At 72.5% G+C, this 639-nt stretch carries 1 pseudogene; it reads right to left on the bottom strand.

Annotated features, from left to right (window positions below):
- Positions 1-639: pseudogene (locus ACYVD5_RS04635) on the bottom strand (hypothetical protein); the annotation flags it as partial.

Raw genomic sequence — 639 nt, 5'->3', positions numbered from 1 at the left:
TGTAGGCGGGTGGGGGGTCGGCGGGGTTGGTGTCGGTGTCCGGGGTGGTTGCGGGGTCGTGCCGGCCGGTGTTGGGGTTGTCGATGGTTTGCGGGTCGGGGTCCGGTGAGGTCTGGGGGCCGTCGTTGGTGGGGCCGGCGTTGGTGGGGTCGGCGTGTTGGGTGTCGGTGGTTTCGGTGGCGGGGGGAGCCTGACCCTCGAATGCCGACGTCTGCGAAGGGGTCTCGGACGCGCCGATATCCCCGCGGTCGTCCTCGTGTCCGGGGGTGACGCCGTCGGTGTGGGGGTTGCCTGGGTCGTCGGTGTGGGGGTTGCCTGGGTCGTCGGTGGGGGTGCTGCTGCCGCTGGTGCTGCCGGTGGTTGCGCTGCCGCCGCTGGTTGAGTCGTTGTTCGGCCCGCCTGTTTTGCCTGTCCCGCTGGGGTTGTTGCCGGTGTTGGTTGTGCTGGGGCCGCCGGATGGGGTGGGTGCCGGTCCGCTGGTGGTGGGTGGGTTGGCGGCGATGTTGATGGGCGCGGGGGCCGGTGCCGGGGTGTCGGCGGGGGCGTCGGTGTCTTCGCGGGTGTGGTTTCCGGGCGCGTCGGTGGTGGCGGGGTCGTTGCGGTTGGCCGGGGCGTCGGTGGTGGTGGGGCCGGCTGTGT

Source organism: Streptomonospora sediminis (assembly GCF_054778995.1).
This window is presented reverse-complemented; position numbering and strand designations above follow the sequence as displayed.